The 20221-nt window shown below is 47.8% G+C and carries 16 protein-coding genes; 6 read left to right on the top strand and 10 right to left on the bottom strand.

The window, feature by feature from the left end; all coding sequences use genetic code 11:
• Positions 1-24: 24 nt before the first annotated feature.
• The gene (dnaK, locus tag QZT80_RS10485) at positions 25-1932 is read right to left on the bottom strand and encodes a molecular chaperone DnaK (protein WP_295121475.1); all 1908 of its coding nucleotides are present in this window, start codon (positions 1930-1932) and stop codon (positions 25-27) included.
• Between the two features lie 393 nt (positions 1933-2325).
• On the opposite strand from dnaK, the gene QZT80_RS10480 reads away from it, so the two are divergent.
• Positions 2326-3699 carry an OmpA family protein gene (locus QZT80_RS10480; RefSeq protein ID WP_295121473.1) on the top strand — a complete coding sequence of 458 codons (1374 nt, stop codon included), beginning with the start codon at positions 2326-2328 and terminating at the stop codon, positions 3697-3699.
• Positions 3700-4164: 465 nt separating this feature from the next.
• On the opposite strand, the gene QZT80_RS10475 is transcribed toward QZT80_RS10480, so the two are convergent.
• Complete coding sequence (locus tag QZT80_RS10475) at positions 4165-4836, bottom strand: HAD family phosphatase (RefSeq protein WP_295121471.1); 672 nt, start codon at positions 4834-4836, stop codon at positions 4165-4167.
• A gap of 132 nt (positions 4837-4968) precedes the next feature.
• On the opposite strand from QZT80_RS10475, the gene QZT80_RS10470 reads away from it, so the two are divergent.
• Positions 4969-6894, top strand: coding sequence for an arginine--tRNA ligase (locus QZT80_RS10470; protein ID WP_295121469.1), 1926 nt, complete (start codon positions 4969-4971; stop codon positions 6892-6894).
• A gap of 303 nt (positions 6895-7197) precedes the next feature.
• Here QZT80_RS10470 and QZT80_RS10465 read toward each other — a convergent pair whose 3' ends face one another.
• From QZT80_RS10465 to lepB, 3 genes are all read right to left on the bottom strand, one after another.
• Positions 7198-8211 carry a tetratricopeptide repeat protein gene (locus QZT80_RS10465; protein WP_295121467.1) on the bottom strand — a complete coding sequence of 338 codons (1014 nt, stop codon included), beginning with the start codon at positions 8209-8211 and terminating at the stop codon, positions 7198-7200.
• 109 nt (positions 8212-8320) lie between these two features.
• Complete coding sequence (locus tag QZT80_RS10460) at positions 8321-8806, bottom strand: cytidine deaminase (protein WP_295121466.1); 486 nt, start codon at positions 8804-8806, stop codon at positions 8321-8323.
• An 83-nt stretch (positions 8807-8889) separates the two neighbouring features.
• Positions 8890-10083 (bottom strand): signal peptidase I, encoded by a 1194-nt coding sequence (gene lepB / locus QZT80_RS10455; RefSeq protein WP_295121464.1) that lies wholly within the window; start codon positions 10081-10083, stop codon positions 8890-8892.
• A gap of 177 nt (positions 10084-10260) precedes the next feature.
• On the opposite strand from lepB, the gene QZT80_RS10450 reads away from it, so the two are divergent.
• Positions 10261-11157: a MerR family transcriptional regulator gene (locus QZT80_RS10450; protein WP_295121462.1), complete on the top strand. Its 897-nt coding sequence runs from the start codon at positions 10261-10263 to the stop codon at positions 11155-11157.
• Here the strand turns inward: QZT80_RS10450 and QZT80_RS10445 are convergent.
• From QZT80_RS10445 to QZT80_RS10435, 3 genes are read right to left on the bottom strand one after another with little or no spacing between them, the layout of a single operon-like run.
• The gene (locus QZT80_RS10445; RefSeq protein ID WP_295121460.1) at positions 11154-11819 is read right to left on the bottom strand and encodes an alpha/beta hydrolase; all 666 of its coding nucleotides are present in this window, start codon (positions 11817-11819) and stop codon (positions 11154-11156) included. The genes QZT80_RS10450 and QZT80_RS10445 overlap by 4 nt on opposite strands.
• Complete coding sequence (locus QZT80_RS10440; protein WP_295121458.1) at positions 11812-11997, bottom strand: helix-turn-helix domain-containing protein; 186 nt, start codon at positions 11995-11997, stop codon at positions 11812-11814. Before QZT80_RS10440 ends, QZT80_RS10445 begins: the two co-directional genes overlap by 8 nt.
• A gap of 8 nt (positions 11998-12005) precedes the next feature.
• On the bottom strand, positions 12006-13190 hold the full coding sequence (locus tag QZT80_RS10435; protein WP_295121456.1) for a sigma-54 dependent transcriptional regulator: 1185 nt from the start codon (positions 13188-13190) through the stop codon (positions 12006-12008).
• Between the two features lie 241 nt (positions 13191-13431).
• Between QZT80_RS10435 and QZT80_RS10430 the strand changes: the two genes are divergently transcribed.
• Together QZT80_RS10430 and cysM are read left to right on the top strand one after the other, a co-directional pair.
• Complete coding sequence (locus QZT80_RS10430) at positions 13432-14247, top strand: serine O-acetyltransferase (RefSeq protein ID WP_295121454.1); 816 nt, start codon at positions 13432-13434, stop codon at positions 14245-14247.
• 9 nt (positions 14248-14256) lie between these two features.
• Complete coding sequence (gene cysM / locus QZT80_RS10425) at positions 14257-15138, top strand: cysteine synthase CysM (protein WP_295121452.1); 882 nt, start codon at positions 14257-14259, stop codon at positions 15136-15138.
• A gap of 533 nt (positions 15139-15671) precedes the next feature.
• Here cysM and QZT80_RS10420 read toward each other — a convergent pair.
• Together QZT80_RS10420 and QZT80_RS10415 are read right to left on the bottom strand one after the other, a co-directional pair.
• Positions 15672-16655 (bottom strand): pyruvate dehydrogenase complex E1 component subunit beta, encoded by a 984-nt coding sequence (locus tag QZT80_RS10420; protein WP_295121450.1) that lies wholly within the window; start codon positions 16653-16655, stop codon positions 15672-15674.
• A 127-nt stretch (positions 16656-16782) separates the two neighbouring features.
• Complete coding sequence (locus QZT80_RS10415; RefSeq protein ID WP_295121448.1) at positions 16783-17955, bottom strand: acetyl-CoA C-acyltransferase; 1173 nt, start codon at positions 17953-17955, stop codon at positions 16783-16785.
• 261 nt (positions 17956-18216) lie between these two features.
• Between QZT80_RS10415 and dnaG the strand changes: the two genes are divergently transcribed.
• Positions 18217-20181 (top strand): DNA primase, encoded by a 1965-nt coding sequence (gene dnaG / locus QZT80_RS10410; protein ID WP_295121446.1) that lies wholly within the window; start codon positions 18217-18219, stop codon positions 20179-20181.
• Positions 20182-20221: the final 40 nt, after the last annotated feature.

Genomic DNA, 20221 nt, shown 5'->3' with positions numbered 1-20221 from the left:
GACCAATTATCTATAGCTATTCTACTATTTCACTTCTTCGTACTCTGCGTCCGTAACCTGGTCGCCTGCTGCGCCCTGGTTTGGCTGACCCTGCTGGGCACCGCCATCGGCACCTGGCTGAGGCTGACCCTGAGTAGCTTTGTACATTTCTTCTGAAGCAGCGGTCCATGCAGCAGTAACTTCTGCCAGTGCGGTATCTACCTGGGCAATGTCCTTAGCCTGATGTGCGGCTTTCAGTTTTTCCAGGGCAGCTTCGATCGGGGCTTTTTTATCGGCCGGGATCTTATCACCGTATTCTTTCAGTTGTTTCTCTGTTTGGAAAATGGTGCTATCAGCCTGGTTCAGCTTTTCGATATTTTCGCGTGCAGCTTTATCGGAAGCTTCGTTGGCTTTTGCCTCATTCTTCATTTTCTCGATCTCTTCTTTGCTCAAGCCGCTACCAGCTTCGATGCGGATGTTCTGGGTTTTACCAGTGCCTTCATCTTTAGCGGTTACGTGCAGGATACCGTTGGCGTCGATGTCGAATATAACCTGGATTTTCGGAACACCACGCGGAGCCGGTGGAATGTCGGAGAGGATGAACCTTCCGAGCGTCCTGTTCTGCGCAGCCATCGGACGTTCGCCCTGCAGTACGTGGATTTCCACGCTCGGCTGGCTGTCGGCAGCTGTAGAGAAAGTTTCTGATTTTTTAGTTGGAATGGTAGTGTTAGACTCGATCAGTTTAGTGAACACACCGCCCATGGTTTCGATACCCAGCGAAAGCGGGGTTACGTCCAGCAGCAATACGTCTTTTACTTCACCTGTGAGTACACCACCCTGGATAGCAGCACCGATGGCCACCACCTCGTCGGGGTTAACGCCCCTGTTAGGTTTTTTGCCAAAGAATTTCTCTACTACTTCCTGGATCTTGGGGATACGGGTAGAACCGCCCACCAGGATCACTTCGTCTATCTCAGATGTAGAAAGACCAGCGTCAGCCAAAGCCTTTTTACATGGTTCCAGTGTTCTTTCCACCAGTTTGTCGCTCAACTGCTCGAATTTCGCGCGGTTCAGTTTCTTCACCAGGTGTTTAGGCACGCCGTCGATAGCAGTAATGTAAGGCAGGTTGATCTCTGTTTCCTGAGAAGAAGACAGTTCGATCTTTGCTTTCTCCGCTGCTTCTTTCAAACGCTGCCATGCCATCGGATCTTTATGCAGGTCAACAGCTTCGTCTTTCTTAAACTCTTCTGCCAGCCAGTCCATGATCACTTTATCGAAATCGTCGCCACCGAGGTGCGTATCACCGTTGGTAGATTTCACTTCGAACACACCGTCGCCCAGTTCGAGAACGGATACGTCGAATGTACCACCACCAAGGTCAAACACTACTATTTTGCTATCCTGGTTCTTTTTGTCGAGGCCATAAGCCAGGGCTGCAGCGGTAGGTTCGTTGATAATACGACGAACGATCAGGCCTGCAATTTCACCGGCTTCTTTCGTTGCCTGGCGCTGAGCATCGTTAAAGTAGGCAGGAACGGTAATAACCGCTTCTGTTACTTCGGTACCCAGGTAATCTTCCGCAGTTTTCTTCATTTTCTGAAGGGTCATCGCAGAAATTTCCTGCGGTGTATACTGCCTTCCATCAATATCAATGCGGGTTGTATTATTATCACCTTTCACTACTTTATAGCTCCAGTGACCGGCTTCGTTGGCTACCTCGTCATAATGGCGGCCCATGAAGCGCTTTACTGACATGATGGTATTAATAGGGTTAGTGATGGCCTGGCGCTTTGCAGGGTCGCCTACCTTTCTTTCCCCATTCTTTAAAAATGCCACTACGGAAGGCGTAGTCCTGCGGCCTTCGTCGTTGGCAATCACTACCGGCTCGTTACCTTCCATTACGGCAACGCAAGAGTTAGTAGTTCCTAAGTCAATACCTATGATCTTTCCCATGATTAATTAAGTTCTCCTTTTAGTTGTAAGTGTAAAACCTGTTGTCCCAGATTTGTCTATGGTTTGTCAATGATTATGCCAAGTGACAAAATGTGCAATATTGTCAGTACCTCATTCCGAAGCCCTTATTTTACTGGACTTCCCCAACCTGCCACACCTTTTTCCCGACTGCATTCAGGGCCTTAAAAATTCTTCTGACAGATGATCCGGTTTTACTGACAAACCGGCTTTAACCCGAGAAATACACCCGGTAAGCGTTCCGGCGATCAAATAATACATTAAACACATGAATAAAAGAGATCATAACAATACAAATCCCTAGGTTTCATCCAGTTATAACCGCAATGGCTTGAAATTTGGAACCATGCAGTAACAACTTTAACTACCAATCTCATGAAAACAAACTTCCTCACCCTGGTCATCATACTGATGGCCATTTTGACTCCATTGATCAGCTACTCACAGGACGAAGCGTCCAATCCACGTAACACTACCACCACAGCTCCGGGAGGACTGTTTCAAGGCTCGGAAGGCTATCGCAAATGGTCTATCGGCGTTAACGGCGGTTTGCTGGCACCTGTTGCCGTTACCGGTGGGCATAACGACTTTACTAAATGGCAGGTATCTTATGGGTACGGTGCCTATCTTAAATGGCAGATACTGCATATGATGTCGTTACGTGCCGATTTCCTGGGCGGGCAACTGAAAGGAAATAACGACAACGACCTGGGTAACGGTACCCGGCCTAACAGTCCCTACAAACAGTTTGAAACACAACTGCAATGGTCGGGCAGCATTAACGCCGTATTTAATGTGGCCAATATGAACTTCTTCGCCAAACAAAACTTTATGCAGTTATATGTATCTGTAGGTGGAGGACTGGCCAGTTACAAACCTACACTTACCACCACGGGTAACGTTACCACTGACTACAAAGCCGATGGCAGCATTAAAGAGTTTTATGTGCCTGTTGGCGCAGGTTTAAAATTCAAACTCTCCGAATCGGTTAACCTCGACCTGGGTTATACCATGCACTACCTCGATGGCGACAACCTGGATGGTGTGGTAAACAGTTCGGGCAGGGATAAATACTCTTATGGTTACATTGGCCTGGAGTTCCCACTGGGCCGTAAATCCAAACCACAGTTGGCCTGGCATAACCCGGTAGCCGAAATGTATGATGACCTTGCGGCACAACGCGACCAGGTAAGAATGGAACTGGACGCACAAAAAGAGAACAATGCCAAACTGGCCGCCGACCTCGCTAAACTGAGCGCAGATAGCGACAAAGATGGCGTTTCGGATATGTTTGATAAATGTCCCGACACTCCATCTGGTGAAAAAGTAGATGGCTCCGGCTGTCCGTTACCAAAACCAGACACCGTTAAACCTAAAGAAGTAAAAATATTTGTAACAGAAGCCGATAACAGGCTGGTGCGCGAAGCGATTGCCAACCTTGAATTCGAAACAGGCAAAGCAAGCATTAAACCAGCCTCTTTCCCTCCGCTTGACAGAGTAGCGGCACTGCTCACACAAAAAGGCTTCAGCATCAAACTGAGCGGCCATACCGATAATGTGGGCAACGACAATAATAACATGATCCTTTCCAAGAACAGGGCAGAATCGGTGAAGGCCTACCTTGTTAGCAAAGGAGTGAATCCTTCAAAAATAGAGGCAGTAGGTTATGGCGAAACACAGCCGATCGCCACGAATAAAACAGCGGCGGGCAGGCAGCAGAACAGGCGTGTGGAATTTGTATTGTACTAATTGTGATTATCTATTCTAATATCAGAGAGCCGGCATTATTTGCCGGCTTTCTTATTTACAGGCAGTTTGATACAGGATGGAAGGTGGATCACAGGTACGTGACAGGTACGTGGAAGGAAAAAGGATATAGCGGGGATATAGAAATGATATAGCGGGGATAAAGAAATGATATAGCAACGATATACAACTCACGCAACGCACTATTCTATTCAATTCATTTTTAATCAGTTATAATAGCAAAAACTGACTTTAGATATAGCGAACATATACAAACATCCTATCGAATTGATTATCAATCACCATTTCCCCGCTATGTTAAATAGCAAACCCGCACACGTCGAAACCACAGTGGGAATAGGCATTCCCGAGGTTGAAGGGCCCTCAAATGCTTGCTGGCAGGCACCCATGCCCTTAGCCTGCCCTTAAACTGCCCTTTACCTGCCCTTTACCAGGATACCATCTACCCTATTTTCCCAGTTCCAGCAATGGCCGGAAAGTCTGGTCGTTCAACTCCTGGTCGGCCACCTCTGTCAGCAATGCTGTTCTGGCATTAAACGCCACACCGTGCCCGGCTTTGCTGATCATACAAACATCGTTAGGTCCATCTCCTACCGCTACCACCTGGTCGATAGTAAATCCGTAAACACCCATCACATGGTGCATCACATTTGTTTTACAGTAAATGTGGGTACAGATGCTGCCCGGCTGGTGCAGGAAAGCCTGCGGAATCACCACCTCACCGGTAGTTACGCCCATAGCGAACACCAGCTCGTTCGAGCAGGAAAAATCCATGCTCAGTTGTTCGGATACATAACCCGTAACACAATCATAACTATCACTGATAATACCAATAGTGTAGCCCTTGGCTCTTAAGCCGTTCATTACTTCAAGCGCATCTTCCACCATGGGGATACCCGCCACCACGCTGGTTATCTCCTGGCGGGTACGGCCTTTCATCAGCAGGGCTATTTTCCGGGTGCGGGGTACATCATCCAGTTTTTCGGCCACTATAGCGTTTAACTCGTCGTAGAAACCAAACTGGCGTGCGGCGGTATGGATAAAGCTTTGCTGTAAAATCGTGTTATCCATATCGAATATCATCATCTTTCTCTTACCGTTCAATATTTCTGTAGTCATGCGTCATCGCGTTTTTGGTTATATAAAAGATGATAAAATCACTAAAAACAAGGCGGTAGCTACAGGTGCGTCACAATGTCCGGATTTCCGATTACCTTTGCTCACTTATCAATTTTAACAATTATCATCAGGATGAGTGTTGTACTTGCCATCAAAAATGCTGCCGCAGCAGCCATAAACGAAATTTACCAGCAGCCGGTAACGGCGCAGGACATTGCCGTTAACATCACCAAACCCGAGTTTGAAGGGGAATATACTGTCGTAACTTTCGGTTTCACTAAAATGAGCCGCCAAAGTCCTGAAGAAACAGGAAAGGCCATAGGCAACGCTATGCTGAACGCTTTCCCTGAACTGGTGGCCGGTTTCAATGTGGTAAAGGGCTTCCTGAACCTGAGCATTAAAGATGGTTACTGGACGGGCTATTTACAATCATCATATAATAATAAGTTAACAGGGCACAAACCGGCTAATGGTAAAAAGGTGATGGTGGAATACTCCTCTCCTAACACCAATAAACCCCTGCACCTGGGCCATTTGCGTAACAACTTCCTCGGTTATTCGGTAGCGGAAATATTAAAAGCGAATGGTTACGAGGTAATTAAAGCCAACCTGGTAAACGACCGCGGTATCCACATTTGTAAATCGATGCTGGCCTGGCAGTTGTTCGCCCATGGCGACACCCCTGAAAGCACCGGTATTAAAGGCGATCACCTGGTAGGCGACTACTACGTGAAGTTCGAAAGCATTCTTAAAGAACAGGCAGAACCCATTATTTCCCGCGTACTGGAAGGTAAATTCAGCGACTTCGATGGCGAAGACCTGGAGAAGGTAAGAAAACTGCACACCGCTTTCATAAAACCGGAAATACAGAGCGATAAAGAGAAAACAGCCAAGATCACCGACGAGATCAAGGAACTGGCCCGTAACAAAACGGAGATCATGGTGCAGGCTAAAATCATGCTGCAGCAGTGGGAAGCCGGTAATCCGGATGTACGCGGCCTGTGGAGTACCATGAACCAGTGGGTGTACAAAGGTTTCGACCAAACTTACAAACGCCTGGGTATCGATTTCGATAAGATGTATTACGAAAGCGAAACTTACCTGCTCGGCAAAGCCGTAGTAGAAGAAGGGTTGCAAAAAGGTGTACTGTTCCGCAAAGAAGATAATTCTGTTTGGATAGATCTTACCGCCGACGGCCTCGATCAGAAATTACTGCTCCGTGGCGATGGCACTTCTGTATATATCACACAAGACCTGGGCACTGCCCGCCTGAAGTACGACGACTACCAGATGGAACAGAGTATGTACGTGGTGGCGGACGAGCAGGCTTATCACTTCAAGGTATTAAAACTGATACTGGAGAAGATGCAGGAGCCTTGCGCAGCAGGCATTCACCACCTCTCCTACGGTATGGTGGAACTGCCGCACGGCCGTATGAAAAGCCGCGAAGGCACTGTAGTGGATGCGGACGACATGATCGACGAAATGCTCGATACCGCGAAGAAACAAACGCAGGAACTGGGTAAGGTAAAAGACTTTACAGAAGATGAACTCACCAGCCTTTACCAGACTATTGGTTTAGGTGCGATGAAGTTCTTCCTGCTGAAAGTAGACCCGCGCAAAACGATGGTCTTCAACCCCGAAGCCTCCATTGACCTGCACGGCTTCACCGCCCCATTCATCCAATACGCATACGCACGTATCCGTTCAATACTGCGCGACTTTGGCGCCACCGCACTTTCATCTGCCTACGCCTACACGCAGCCCCTGCTGCCATTGGAAAAAGAGCTGATCATGCTCAACGAGCAGTTCGGCACTATCGTAGAAGATGCTGGCCGGGAAACAAGCCCCGCACTGATCGCCAACTACGCGTTCCAGCTGGCGCAAAGTTTCAACTCCTTCTATGCAAAGAAAGAGAGTGGCCGTTATGTGTATTCAGTAATGGAAGCAGAGAACGAAGAAAAGAAACACTTACGCTTACAAATCGCATCACTTACCGCTAACACCATTGCGCAGAGCCTGAAGCTGCTGGGTATTGATGTGCCGGAAAGGATGTAGGAAGATAGTTGTGAATACAGCGCCGCCGGGCTTCCGGCGGCGTTTTTTATTTAGGGATAGCGCGGTGTATACACCGCCGTGATGGAAGAACTGAAACTTTGCCCAATGTTGTTACCACAGCTGAAGGGAGTGACACAACGGCGGCCCGATAGTAGTTCCAGCGCTGGTACAAAAAGAAAAGGAATGCCCATAACAGACATTCCTCTCAAAGAAATACCACCGGAAACACAAAACAATTGATCGGGATGCTTGCCTTACCCCTGGCTGCTTTGTGCCTTAATGTCCAATGGCGTAATTAGTATTTTATTTAACGTCGCCGAGTGCTAATGCCTGGTCGCAAATTTGCTGACCTTTCATTACCTCACCCGCACCCATATACGATTTGCCAAGCATAAACATGGCGAAAGCGTTCATGGGCTGCAACGCCAGGATGATATTCCATTGCGTAACGGCGTTGGTGTAGTCTTGTTTTTTATAATACGCGTTAGCGAGCGAAAGCATGATACGCATATCTTTCGGACGCAGTGTGAGCGCTGATTTCAGGTGACGAATGCCTTCTTCTGTTTCTGATTGCCGCAAACAGGCATTGCCAAGGTTAAAATAATAATCCGCATCGGCGGGGCGCCCTAATACATTAGCCTTTTCAAAGGCGCCAGCAGCATGTTTAAAGTTTGCCATATTGTAATACATCATTGCTAGTTCATAAAATAAGTTGGCCTGGGTGCTGTCTATCCGGAGGGAAGCGTGGTAGTATTCGATACTTTCGGCATAGCGTTCTTTCAGTGCCAGCACCTGCGCTATTTTGTAAGGGACCGCCGGGTTGTCCGGCTCTTCATGTAACGCTTTCTGCAGGTGGAGTATTGCTTCTTCGGCATGGTCTAAATGATAGTAACAAAGTCCCATCATCTTTTCCATCCGGGCTGCACCTGCTTCCTGTGCATATTGGGCATAGGTAAGCGCGTCTTCATAAGCCTTCTGCTCGAAATAAAGTTCTGCTACATTCTGCAGCGCCACTTTATTGGACGGTTCCTTTTTTAAAAGTACCAAAAACTGCTGCTTCGCAGATTCAGTCTGCCGTTGTAAGCGATAAACCAGCCCCAGTTCAAGATAAGCGCCGGTAAAAGCACCATCTTCCCTTACGGCTGCCGTAAAGCGCTCCAAAGCGGCATCCAGTTGGCCCTGTTGTTTCAGTGCCAGACCTTCTTTATACAATTTCTTTGCCTTGTGATCATTCTCCGGTGAGGAAGCTATTGCATGGTTGCCGGCGGTTACTAGCAGCAACTGCAGCCATAGGATACAGGTTCGGGATACGGTCATAGGCGTAGGAGTTTTTAGCCCCTTTTCACAAATATAAATATGTTATAATTTATAACATAGCTTTTTAACGTTAATTTAAGATAACCTTTGTGTTATATACAAGTGAACACTATTTCATACTATCTGCCGAAAAAGAGAACGGAAGTATGTCCAACACACTGTTTATCAACCATACTGGCCCGGTTTGTCCACCTAAAATAATACGGATAGGTTTATGTTGCCGCTGTTCGTACTCCGCCAGCGTTTGCCGGCAAATACCGCAGGGTGATATCGGAACGGTACTTTCGCCCTGTTCATTCTGATAACTCACAGCTATCGCTTCAATACCCACTCCGGGATATAAAGATGATGCGGCCGATAAAGCAGTACGTTCCGCACAAATACCTACAGGATAAGATGCGTTTTCCTGGTTAGTGCCCGTTACAGTTTCTCCATTATCAAGTTTTACGATGGCAGCCACCCTGAATTTGGAATACGGCGCATACGCATGTATTACCGATTGCTGAGCGTGTACCAGCAACGCCGCATCTTCCGGTGCCAGGAACTGCAGGTCGTCGCATTGCAGGTATTCGAATGACTGCTGTACTTTTTTCATACATACAATTTATGCAATTAATACAAAAAAGAGAGGGATGAAAGTTGCCTTTCATCCCTCTCCGTAATTTTATCACAATAAGATTAGTGAATGCCTCTGAACAAACGGCTCCAGCGGATACCATCTTTACCATAACTCATCCATATGATCCAGGCTTTACCTACCACATGATCTTCCGGCACAAAGCCCCAATAGCGGCTGTCCAGTGAGTTATTACGGTTATCGCCCATCATCCAGTAATAGTTCAATTTGAACGTGTACATATCGCTCTGCTTACCGTTAATGAAAATCTTCCCCTCTTTCTCTTCCAGCTTATTGCCTTCGTACACACCAATTACACGGCGGTAAAATGCGATGTTGGAAGAATCGAGCTTAACGGTTTCGCCTTCTTTTGGAACGTACAGCGGACCGAAGTTATCGAGGTTCCAGTGCAACGAGGTATCCTGCGGGAATACAGCGTCGGGATTAGGCTCGGTAACACCGGGAGAGTAACGGAAGTAAGGCGTAACGCCCTGTACTGCGGGCTTCAGACCCCGCAGGGCAGTCACATTATCTTTCGTTAAATTGTAGATATAGGTATTGTTACCCGTGATCTCGATCGGTTCTGCATCAATGCCAAGCTCTTCGAGGCGGCTGGCGTTCAGCGGATCGCCGGAAGTAGTTACATTATAAAAATGCTCGCTATGCGGAGGTACCGGTGCAGGCTGGCCGTTAATGAATACTTCGCCATTTACAATTTTTAACGTATCTCCTGCAATCGCAAGACAACGTTTTATGTAGTTTTCGCGTTTATCTACCGGGCGGGACGTAACATGGTTGTTCGCCCATACGTAATCACGACCACTTTGACGCACCAGCGCATAATAACTGCGGTCTTGCTGCTCCAATGCCACGGTATCACCTTCAGGGAAGTTAAACACTACCACATCATTTCGTTTGATGTCGGTAAAGCCCCACCAGCGGCGGTATTTCCACTGAACGGCTTCAGAGTAGGCTTTAGAATATTTAGTAAAAGGAAGTGTATGATGTGTAAAAGGAACGGACAGCGGCGTCATTGGCACACGCGGACCATAACTGATCTTGCTTACAAAGAGAAAATCATTAACCAGTAAGGTTTTCTCCATGGAGGGCGTAGGGATGGTGTAGGCTTCGAAAATGAAAGTACGGATCAAAGTGGCAGCAATGATCGCAAAGACAGCCGCATCAATCCACTCACGTAGCGGCGACTTCTTTTTCTTTGGCTGACCGTCTTTCTTTCTCCAAAATGCAAGATTCATTCGGTGACTTTTAGTTTGTATGTTAAGGTGCTTGAAGCAACAAATATAATATTCTGTTAATTCTAACCAGCTTTATTAAAGCAAAAGTTTTCACAAAACGGTTAAATAAAGGAAAAAAATAGCACGTTCGTTCAACTTCTTAATCTATATTTTTGTTAAATTCTAGATATACTACCATTGAACAGGTTCACAATTAAAGATATTGAATTACTTACCGGTATCAAGGCACACACCATAAGAATATGGGAGCAGCGTTATAAACTGCTGAAACCTAAAAGGAAAGATACCAATCACAGGGTTTACGACAACGACGACCTGAAGCATATCTTGCGTGTATCCTACCTTTATCACCGTGGCGTTAAAATTTCCAAGATCGCTGAAATGACGGATGAAGAGATCCGCCGCAGCTCGCTGGAAGAAAAAATGACCGAAGACCTGTTCCAGCCTTTCAGCAATCAGCTTGTAGAGGCGATGATCGACTTTGATCAGCAACGTTTCGAAAAGGTGTTTAACAACGCGCTGTTGCGTTTTGGGTTTGAGAAAACGACCCTGCAGGTAATTTATCCCTTTTTGCAAAGGGTAGGACTGTTATGGCTGAACGACTGCGTCAATCCCGCGCAGGAACACTTTGCCTCTTTGATCGTCCGCAAAAAAATGATGGTAGCTATCGACGGTCTCGACCTGCCCAGGGAAGGCAGCGAAAGCTTTCTACTGTTTTTACCGGAGGGCGAATATCACGAAATACCATTACTGTTTGTACAATACCTGCTCAAGCAACAGGGTTACCTGGTAACCAATCTTGGCCCCAGTGTGCCGCTGGAAGACCTTAAGTTTTTCACCGACCGCCGGCCTGTATCCCACATCTACACCCACATGCTTACCTGTTTTTCGCAGAAAGACATGGATACATTTTTAATGGAGATGAGCCAACTGTTCCCGCAGATACAGATCATCGTATCAGGGCCGCAAACGGAACGAATTTCTTCTTCACTACCCACCAACATTATCGCCTTACACTCGCTCGACGAAATACTTCGCTACACTAAAAAGGGTAAACCTGTTACCATGCCCTAAAGCACGGCCTGCAACGATTCCTTTAAAATAAGATTGATTTGTGCCGCACGGTTCAGCACCATGAAGTGCCCGCCGCCGTCTATACGGTGTGTAGGTTGCAGGTAGCGGATCGGGAAAGGACGGTCTTTAGTACCGTGGATATGTACCACCGACTGCGGCATCCATTCGTTTTTCCATTGCAGAATCGTGCTTAAAGCCCAACGCGTATAGGCATAATCTTTTTTGCCCAGGTATTCGCGCAGCAGAGCCAGTTCAAATTCGCTTTCAGTCTGCAGGAAATATTCTACGATCACCTGCCTGCGACCAAACAACAACCGGTCGGGCATTTTTTTGAGAATGAATTTAGAGAGGAGATTATAACTGTAGTAAGGCGGGCGTTCTTTGCGGTGTTTGATACTGGAGAGCAGTATCACCTTTTCGGCATTTAGCTGCCTTGCTATTTCCACACACATGATACCACCGAACGAAAGGCCCAGCAGTATCGGGTTTTCGTGTTTAATACTTTCCACCATACGGGCGGCGTAAGCTTCTATAGGTTCATTTGCATCAGCAGGTTTAATCCAGGGCAGGTAATGCGCTTCATATCCCGGCGGGAACTCCAGGTTGCCGAAAACCCGGCCATCAGCGCCAAGGCCGCTGATCATGTAAATATGTTTACTCATCGTCTGCCCCGGATTTTTTTATGCCGTAACGTTCGAGTTTGTTGTAAAGGTGACTTCTTTGTATGCCCAGTTCCTGTGCGGTATGCGTCATGTTCCAGCCGTTCTTGCGTAACATGAACTCAATGAAAATACGCTCTACCTCTTCGCGAAACTCGTGCAAACGGTTAAAGTCTAACAACTCGTCACTCAGGTAGTTGCTTTTTTTTTGTCGCGGGCCGGCACTACGTAATTCTCCACATCATCGGCCACAATGGTTTTGCCGGAGAGTATCACCAGCCGTTCCATTACGTTGCGCAGTTCGCGGATGTTACCGGTCCAGTTGTGGGCCTGTAGTGCTTTGACAGCGTCTTTATCGATTTGTTTACGGGCCGTTCCGTATTCCGTGCAGATGATATCGAGGAAGTGATCAGCCAGTAAAGGAATATCATCGCGGCGATCGTTCAACGAAGGCACGTGGATAAGGATCACACTTAAACGATGGTATAGGTCGAGGCGGAAGTTCTTATCTTCCACTTCTTTTAAAAGATCTTTGTTGGTAGCAGCCACCACACGTACATCCACACTAATTTCCTTATCGCCGCCTACACGGGTAATTTTACCTTCCTGCAGGGCGCGCAGCACTTTGGCCTGTGCGCTCAGGCTCATATCCCCTATTTCATCGAGGAACAGGGTACCGCCCGTGGCCTGCTCGAACTTACCAATGCGTTGTTTTACCGCAGAAGTAAAGGAGCCTTTCTCATGACCGAACAGTTCACTCTCTATTAATTCGCTTGGAATAGCGGCGCAGTTTACCTCCACCATCGGGCCGCTGTTGCGGTTGCTGTAGGCGTGTATCCAGCGGGCTACCACTTCTTTACCCACACCGTTTTCGCCGGTGATGAGTACGCGGGCGTCCGTAGGTGCTACTTTCTGGATGGTATCTTTTATTTTTAAGATAGGTCCTGCCTCTCCTATCATTTCGGGCGTTTTGTTCACCTTTTTACGCAGCGTTTTGGTTTCGGCCACCAGCGTGGTTTTGTCCATCGCGTTACGCAGGGTAATAAGCAAACGGTTTAAGTCGGGCGGTTTCGAAATGTAATCGTACGCACCTTTCTTTACCGCTTCTACCGCAGTATCTATATTGCCGTGGCCCGATACCATTACGATCGGAACATCAGGATTGATCTCTTTTGCCTTTTCCAGGAACTCAAGGCCGTCCATTTTAGGCATCTTGATATCGCAGAGTACCGCATCGTAGGCTTTGGCCTGGAACATCTTAAAACCTTCGGCCCCGTCGGCCGCCTCATCTATCTTATACCCTTCGTAAGTAAGTATTTCCGTAAGCGTTTTGCGGATGCTTTTTTCATCATCTATAATCAGGATATTGGCCATAGTGTGCTGTCCATTAAATTAAACAGTGCCAAAAATAACACAATGCAGTTAAATAGCTGGCAAAAGTCTTTTTTTTGCTGATACTTTCGGCTGGATATTAACGTTAAACCCTGCCGGATAGTTGACGCACGGCCCACGTTAAGAAGGAAAAGCCTCGAAATAGTTGAAAGTCTACTAACTTTACAGACTTAAAGACTAACTTTATTTATATAGAGCCGTTATAACGGTAACTGTTCCAAACATGAAAGATTTTCTGCAAAAATTGAGATTGCGGCATGCCGAAGCAATCGCTAATGCATATCCATCTACTGAAATGGTGAACTCGTTCAGCAGCAACCTGATCAACTGGTTGTTTCCCGAGCATACCGGTACAGTAATGGAAGCTGGCGACCCTGAGCAATATGCTGCCGTGCTGGAAGGACAACTGACAGTGCTGTTACAGGGCATGCAACATCGTTTGCCTGCTGTAGCCGCCGATCTGAGCCAACGATTTATGGCGCAGGTCCCGGCTATTTACGATGACCTTACAAAGGATGCCGAAGCCATATACCAGGGCGACCCGGCAGCTACCTGTTTATACGAAGTAATTCGCGCATACCCTGGGTTTTACGCCATTGCAGCCTACCGCGTGGCACATGCACTGCAGGTACTCAAGGTGCCCCTGCTACCCCGCATTATTACCGAAATAGCGCATACCCGCACGGGTATCGACATTCACCCTTCGGCAGTGATCGGCCCCTACTTCTGCATCGATCACGGTACAGGCATTGTGATTGGCGAAACAACAAACATCGGTGCCCATGTGAAGCTGTACCAGGGCGTTACGCTGGGTGCGCTGAGTATCGACAAAACCATGGCACAGGACAAACGCCATCCTACTATAGAAGATCATGTGGTGATTTACGCAGGCGCCACCATATTGGGCGGCGATACCGTAATTGGCCACAACAGCGTAATTGGCGGTAACGTATGGTTAATTAAGTCCGTACTGCCCCATTCGCGCATCTACTATAAGGCCGATGGCACCATTAACATCATTGAAAATAAGGTTGTATAAAAAAGCATCATGAGATCTATACTCGACCTGGTGGGTAACACGCCGATGGTGGCGTTAAAAAACATCCCCACCAACCCGAATGTTACTATCTACGCCAAACTGGAAGGACAAAATCCCGGAGGTAGTGTGAAAGACAGGGCTGCCTACGGCATGATCAAGGGCGCACTGGACCGTGGCGAATTAAAACCCGGCGTTAAGCTGATAGAAGCCACCAGTGGCAATACCGGTATAGCTCTCGCCATGATCGCCAGCCTTTTCGGGGTTGAAATTGAGATCGTGATGCCCGAAGACGCTACCCGGGAGCGCGTGCTGAGCATGGAAGCATTTGGCGCTAAGGTAATCCTCACGCCCAAAGAAGCATCTATGGAGGGTGCCATCGACTACTCCAACCAGCAACTGGCCAAAGGCGGTTATTTCAACCTGAACCAGTTCGGCAACCCGGACAACTATGGCGCCCATTACCGCAGCACAGGCCCGGAAATATGGCACGATACCAACGGACAGGTGACCCATTTCGTAAGTGCCATGGGCACCACGGGCACCATCATGGGTGTTTCGCGCTACCTGAAAGAGCAAAACCCGAAAGTACAGATCGTTGGCTGTCAGCCTACCGACGGATCTAAAATACCCGGCATTCGCAAATGGCCCGAAGCCTATCTTCCCAAAATATTCGACCGCGAGCGGGTAGACCAGGTAATGGACATTTCCGAAGAGGAAGCTCGTATCATGAGCCGCCGCCTGGCGCGCGAAGAAGGCATCTTCTGCGGCATGAGCAGCGGTGGCGCCGTATCTGCCGCCATACGCACAGCCGAAACCCTCGACCACGGCATCATCGTATGCATCATCTGCGACAAAGGCGACCGATATCTTTCTACTGATCTTTTCGCTTAAAGCGTATACATATCGTTGAAAGCCATGAACTTAACGGTTCGTGGCTTTTTTATTTGGGTACGGGCGGTAGTACTGCTATCAGCCGCCGTTGTGTCACTCCCTTCAGCGCAATAAACGCTATTCTCCTCTTCCTTCCGGAAGCACTTCAGCCGTTAGATCGTACCCAGATCCTTTAGCGATCCTGTATAGATGTCCCGTATATGTCCCGTATATGAGCCGTAGTTGACCCGTAGATGTCCCGTATCTTTAAAGATATGGGACATCTATGACTTAGATATGGCTTAGATATGGCTAATATATGGGACATCTATAGGAGATCCTCAAAAGATGGCCCGAAGGGTCTTACTACCACGACAGCACGATCAAAGGGATATAAATGATAGTATATTACCAAAACACGCGGAGTATGCCTGAAGAGTACCTGAAGTATAGCTGAAGTATAGGTGAAGAGTAGCTGAAGGTGGGTAAAATAACATTAAAAAAAAGGGCTGCTCCGTACGGAACAGCCCTTTTCAATATCTGTACTTTTCGTATTACTTTCTCATGTACATCACTTCCTTCACCAGTTTAACGGTACGCTCGATATCGGGCATGTACAGTTTCACCAGGTTAGGTGCGTAGTGCATAGGTGCATCAGGGGCAGTGATACGGCGGATGGGGGCATCCAGGTAGTCAAAGCCTTCTTTCTGAATACGGTAGCTGATCTCAGAGGAGATGCTGGAGAAAGGCCATTGCTCTTCAACGATTACCAGGCGGTTGGTCTTTTTAACAGACTCCAGGATGGTAAACCAGTCGAGCGGACGGATGGTACGGAGGTCGATTACTTCTGCCTCAATACCTTCTTTTGCCAGTTCTTCAGCGGCACCGAGGGCCACTTTCATCATTTTATTGAAAGAAACGATGGTTACGTCTTTACCAGCACGTTTGATGTCGGCTTTACCGATTGGGATGATATATTCCTCTTCAGGAACATCGCCCATTTCGCCGTACATCACTTCACTTTCCATGAAAACAACCGGATCGTCGTCGCGGATGGCCGCTTTAAGCAGGCCTTTGGCATCGTACGGGTTGGAAACGGAAATCACTTTAAGACCGGGAATGTTAGCATAATAGCTTTCAAAAGCGGTAGAGTGCTGAGCGCCCAACTGACCGGCAGAACCGTTAGGTCCGCGGAAAACGATAGGACAACCCACCTGACCGCCGCTCATGGCCAGCATTTTGGAGGCAGTGTTCAGGATCTGGTCCAGGGCCAGTACGGCAAAGTTCCAGGTCATGAATTCCAGCACCGGGCGAAGGCCGTTTTGTGCGGCGCCAACACCGATGGCGGTAAAGCCCAGCTCTGCGATCGGGGTATCGATCACGCGCTTAGGACCAAATTCGTCCAGCATTCCCTGGCTCACTTTATAGGCACCGTTGTATTCTGCCACTTCTTCTCCCATGAGGAATACGCGGTCGTCCCGGCGCATTTCTTCCTGCATGGCTTCCCTTAAGGCTTGTCTGAAAGCTATCTGACGCATTTGCTTAGTAATAAGTTATGAACGTTAATTGCCATTCCAAAAAATGGTAGGCAAAAATATCGTTTGTTGATGAAAAAGCAAACCAAAAAAAGTATAAATGTTTAAATATGTTAGCATCACACAATGTCTATACCCTTTCCAGGATCATTGCGCTGGCTCCGCCGCCACCGTTACAAATACCCGCTACCCCGTACCTGCCCTTGTTATGCTGCAATATGGAGGTGAGCGTAACGATGATGCGCGCACCGCTGCAACCAATAGGATGACCTACGGCCACGGCACCGCCCCAAACGTTCAATTGTTCGTTTCCAAGCCCTAATTCCTGCTGATTGGCCAGGGCCACACAGGAAAATGCCTCATTTATTTCGGCAAAATCCATGTCGCTGATCTCCAGTTTGGCCTTTCCCAATGCTTTATTGATGGCTTTTACGGGCGTAGTGGTAAACCACTCCGGCGCCTGCGAGGCGTCGGCAAAGCTGACAATACGTGCCAGCGGCTTCAGTCCCAACTCTTCCATCACCTCTTTACTTACCAGTACTACCGCGGCAGCGCCATCGTTGAGGTTGGAAGCGTTAGCGGCCGTAATGGTGCCGTCTTTTTGAAAGGTGGGCTTCAGGGAAGGTATCTTATCGAAATTTACTTTTTTAACATCTTCATCCTCAGTAACTACTACCACTTGTTTACCGGCAATTTCCACCGGCACGATCTCGTTGCCGAAGTAACCTTTCTCCTGGGCCACGGCCGCACGTTTGTAGCTTTGCACAGCAAAAGCGTCCTGGTCTTCGCGGGTAAATTTGTAGGTAGATGCGCATAATTCGCCTGCATTACCCATGTGGTAATCTTTATAAGGGTCCCAGAGGCCGTCGCGGATAATGCCATCGGTAATGGCTCCGTGCCCCAGGCGGTAACCGTTGCGGGCTTTGTCGAGGTAGTAAGGCACATTGCTCATGCTTTCCATACCACCAGCCACCACAATGTCGTTTTCGCCGAGCATGATGCTCTGGGCGCCTAACATGATAGCCTTCATGCCCGAGGCGCATACTTTGTTAACGGTGGTACAGGGCACGTTTACCGGTATACCGGCGTAAATGCTGGCCTGGTTGGCAGGGGCCTGACCCAGGTTGGCACTTAATACGTTACCCATAAATACTTCCTGCACCTTATCGGCCGGCACACCGGCGCGCTGCAAGGCTGCTTTCATAACGATGGCGCCAAGCTGCGTGGCGGGAAGGGTGGAAAGGCTTCCGTTAAAACTACCAATTGGGGTGCGGGCAATTGCCGCAATAAAAACTTCTTTCATGCTTTCTATTTTTTCAAACGACCAAATTTAGGGGTTTGGAATTTAGGGGGATGTTAAATTGAATCGAAGTTGTTCAATCAACTTAATATTTCGTTAGGAGATCACTAAGAATAGCGGTAATTTCTCATTGCAAAATTCATTCAACGGCTTTACGCACAGGAAATTAAATAATTAAATGAGAAAAAAGCGCGGACGTCCGTCAACGGGTAAGCACGTTTCTTTGCGGGAATCCGTAAGTTTGCAGTTCGCATCTTTCGCAACGTGATTACACAAAACACCATACAACAAATACTCCAGCGCATCGACATTGTGGATGTGGTGGGCACTTTCGTGAAGCTGAAGAAGAGGGGCAACGGGTACATGGGGCTTTGTCCTTTTCACAACGAAAAAACGCCTTCGTTCACCGTTTCGGCCAGTAAGGAGATCTATAAATGTTTCGGCTGCGGCAAAAGCGGCAACGGCATCAATTTCATCATGGAGCATGAAAAGTACTCCTACGTGGAAGCGCTGCGCTGGCTGGCCCAACGTTACGGGGTAGATGTAGAGGAAACTGAACAAAGCCCCGAGCAAAAGCAGAAGGCACAGCTGTCAGACAGTCTGTTCATCATCAATAACTTCGCCCGCGAATACTTCTCCAAAACCCTGTTCGAATCGGAAGAAGGCCAGAATGTAGGCCTTAGTTATTTCGAAGAAAGGGGCTTTACCCAGGAAACCATCAAAAAGTTCCAGCTGGGTTATTGCCTTAATACCCGTGATGCCTTTGCCAAACTGGCGGTATCAAAGGGTTACAACCTGGAGTATCTTCAAAAAACGGGACTGGTCACCATTCGCTATGAGCAGCCGGCGGATAACTACCGTGGCAGGGTAATATTTCCGATCCATAACCAGAGCGGAAAAATATTAGGTTTCGGTGCAAGGATTTTAGGAAAGGCTGATAAAGCCCCCAAATACATTAACTCGCCCGAAAATGAAATCTACTATAAAAGCCGGGTACTCTACGGCACCTACTTTGCCCGCCACGCCATCGACAAACTCGATGAATGTTTGCTGGTAGAAGGTTATACGGACGTGATTTCCCTGCACCAGGCAGGTGTGGAAAACGTAGTAGCTTCGAGCGGTACGTCCCTTACGCAGGACCAGCTGCGACTGATCCGCAAATACACCAATAACCTCACGATCCTTTACGATGGCGACAACGCCGGTGTAAAAGCTGCCTTACGCGGTCTGGACATGGCCGTGGAAGAAGGCCTGAACGTAAAGGTGGTACTCATACCGGACAAAGAAGATCCGGACAGCTACGTGCAAAAGATAGGCGCCGACGCCTTCCGCGCTTTCATTGCTGAGAACAAACAGGATTTCGTACTCTTCAAACTCCAGACTTCCCTGCTGGAGGCCGGCAGCGACATGAACAAAAAGTCGAAGCTGGTAAACGAGATTGCGGAAACAATTTCAAAGATCAATAAAGCGGAAGATTTTACCCGCCAGCAGGACTACATCCGGCAGAGCAGCCAACTGCTTAAGATTGATGAGGAAGGCATGATACAGTTGGTGAATAAGTTCATCCGCGAAAAGATGACGAAACTGGAAAAGGAATTCACCAAAGGCCGTAATCCGGATTACGATGTGCCTGAAGAAGACCTGCCTCCTATCCCGGAAGAGTACCTCGACGATACAACTAACGTATCGCTGTTTAATCCGGATGAGAACCATGAAAGGGAACTGATAAAGATATTACTGCGTTTTGGCCACAAGGTGTTTAACGAAGAGGACAACAGCACCGTAGCAGATTTCATTTTCCATCTGCCTTATGATTTTGAATCGCTGGCAGATAATGACACGGTGAAACGCATTTTGCACGAGTTTAAAACGGAATACGACAAGGGCAACATTCTTGACCAGAAGTGGTTCCTCTACCACAACGACACTGCTATTGCGCAGGCCACCACCGCCATTCTTGAAGATAAGGAAGCGGAGCTTAGCACAAACTGGAAAGAGAAGTTTGAGATCAGCACCAAATACGGCGATAACAATTACGTAACTGATACCCTCTCCACCACCAACTACCTCATTCTCCGTAAAATCAGGAAACTGATTATTGAGAACCAGGAGGAGATGAAGAATGCCACGGAGTATGCAGATCAGTTGCGCTGCCTGCACATGGCCAAACACTTAAAAGATATTGAAACGGAAATTACCGGCGGTAAAGGAACGGTGATACTCAAATAGCAAAAGGCGCGGAGAACTTCCGCGCCTTTTGCTATTATTT

The sequence above is a fragment of the uncultured Chitinophaga sp. genome (genome assembly GCF_902168175.1).
In the GTDB taxonomy this organism is placed as follows: Bacteria; Bacteroidota; Bacteroidia; order Chitinophagales; family Chitinophagaceae; genus Chitinophaga.
This window is presented reverse-complemented; position numbering and strand designations above follow the sequence as displayed.

Bases quoted from the DNA above. Each gene is read 5' to 3' on its own strand.
- dnaK (WP_295121475.1), bottom strand. From the start codon at position 1,932: ATGGGAAAGATCATAGGTATTGACTTAGGAACTACTAACTCTTGCGTT.
- QZT80_RS10480 (WP_295121473.1), top strand. From the start codon at position 2,326: ATGAAAACAAACTTCCTCACCCTGGTCATCATACTGATGGCCATTTTG.
- QZT80_RS10475 (WP_295121471.1), bottom strand. From the start codon at position 4,836: ATGACTACAGAAATATTGAACGGTAAGAGAAAGATGATGATATTCGAT.
- QZT80_RS10470 (WP_295121469.1), top strand. From the start codon at position 4,969: ATGAGTGTTGTACTTGCCATCAAAAATGCTGCCGCAGCAGCCATAAAC.
- QZT80_RS10465 (WP_295121467.1), bottom strand. From the start codon at position 8,211: ATGACCGTATCCCGAACCTGTATCCTATGGCTGCAGTTGCTGCTAGTA.
- QZT80_RS10460 (WP_295121466.1), bottom strand. From the start codon at position 8,806: ATGAAAAAAGTACAGCAGTCATTCGAATACCTGCAATGCGACGACCTG.
- lepB (WP_295121464.1), bottom strand. From the start codon at position 10,083: ATGAATCTTGCATTTTGGAGAAAGAAAGACGGTCAGCCAAAGAAAAAG.
- QZT80_RS10445 (WP_295121460.1), bottom strand. From the start codon at position 11,819: ATGAGTAAACATATTTACATGATCAGCGGCCTTGGCGCTGATGGCCGG.
- QZT80_RS10435 (WP_295121456.1), bottom strand. From the start codon at position 13,190: ATGGCCAATATCCTGATTATAGATGATGAAAAAAGCATCCGCAAAACG.
- QZT80_RS10430 (WP_295121454.1), top strand. From the start codon at position 13,432: ATGAAAGATTTTCTGCAAAAATTGAGATTGCGGCATGCCGAAGCAATC.
- cysM (WP_295121452.1), top strand. From the start codon at position 14,257: ATGAGATCTATACTCGACCTGGTGGGTAACACGCCGATGGTGGCGTTA.
- QZT80_RS10420 (WP_295121450.1), bottom strand. From the start codon at position 16,655: ATGCGTCAGATAGCTTTCAGACAAGCCTTAAGGGAAGCCATGCAGGAA.
- QZT80_RS10415 (WP_295121448.1), bottom strand. From the start codon at position 17,955: ATGAAAGAAGTTTTTATTGCGGCAATTGCCCGCACCCCAATTGGTAGT.